General features: G+C 61.8%; 1 protein-coding gene. It reads right to left on the reverse strand.

Annotated features, from left to right (window positions below):
* Positions 1 to 1,145: toxin VasX (locus ACQRAX_RS25455; protein ID WP_412041616.1), on the reverse strand; the 1,145-nt coding region annotated here is incomplete at its 3' end.
* Positions 1,146 to 1,205: the final 60 nt, after the last annotated feature.

The raw sequence follows: 1,205 nt of genomic DNA on the forward strand, positions 1-1,205 counted from the left end.
CGCCACAAGCGCTTGGCCTTCCATTCTTCAAGCGCCGCCTGCCAATCACCCTGGACGGGCAGTAGCCCCCATCGGGCTTCAAACGAGGCCCTGGCGGCCGTGAGTGCCGAGGTTGCGCCCATCTCCACCACGCCGCCCAGATCGGTAGAGACCAGGTCCTTGCCACGCTCGACTTCATCCACGGCTTTGAGCAGGGTGTACAGGTCGTCGGTGCAGGCTTGGCGCGCTATCGGGTCTTGGACCGAGGCGGGGATAAAGGCATCGGCATCAAACCCACACAAGCGCTCGACGGCGAGCGCGCTTTCCAGTGTGTGTTGGTGTTGGTTTTCAAACTGACTCAGTTCCATCAGCCGACCAGTCAGGTTCATGTTCAGGTCGTCGACCATGGCTAACGGATCATCCAGCGCAATGAACAGCGCGGTGTCTTGCTCGGGGACCCGTCCACGCACCAACGCCTCTTCGAACGCCGCTTTGCTCGGCAGGTCAGCTTCACTGGCGGTGGTCGGCAACAGCGTGCTGGCAAAGGTCGGGGCACTGGCGCCAAAGACGAAAATATCCGCCACGCTGTTGCCCAGTTCGGTAATCAAGCCACCGTGCGCGACGGTGCCGCTGGCGCAAAACGCTGGCAGATCCACGGCTCGCATCCATTGGCGTTGTTCGGTGGCGCTGCTGCGCATCAGCTCGCACATGCGCCAGGTCCATTGCACTGGCGAGTAAGCGATACGCAGCTGGCTACGCCGGGGATAGAGCAGGTACGGCTGGCTTTCGCCCGGGTTGTGACGCGTGTCCTGATTCAACTCGCTGTCGGTCCAGCGGTGGCGGGTGAAGTACTCAGCGTTTACCTGGTACTCGTGGAAGGTCTGGTCGACACTGTTCCACACATACAGCCAACCATCACGCAACTGGCGCAGGGTGTAACTGCGGGTCTGCAGCGGGGGCTGTTTGCTCGACCAGCCGGCGGGAAGCGGATTCGGTCCTTGGCTACTGCCGTTGCTTAGCGGTGATTCGTCCAGCGCATAACGCACCGGGAAAATCGCCACCTCGGCCTGCCTGAAGGCGCATTGGCCCCTGCCCATCGGGGCGTTGGTGAATTCCTGGTAGAGCCGGGCCTGGTTCAGTTCGGCTTCTGTCGCGGGCTTGTTCATCACACGTCCTTGTTCACGTCGAGGTGCAGGCAAGCGTTGTCCATGTGCTGGATACGCAGC

It is taken from the genome of Pseudomonas sp. UM16 (assembly GCF_050312595.1).
Taxonomy (GTDB): Bacteria; Pseudomonadota; Gammaproteobacteria; order Pseudomonadales; family Pseudomonadaceae; genus Aquipseudomonas.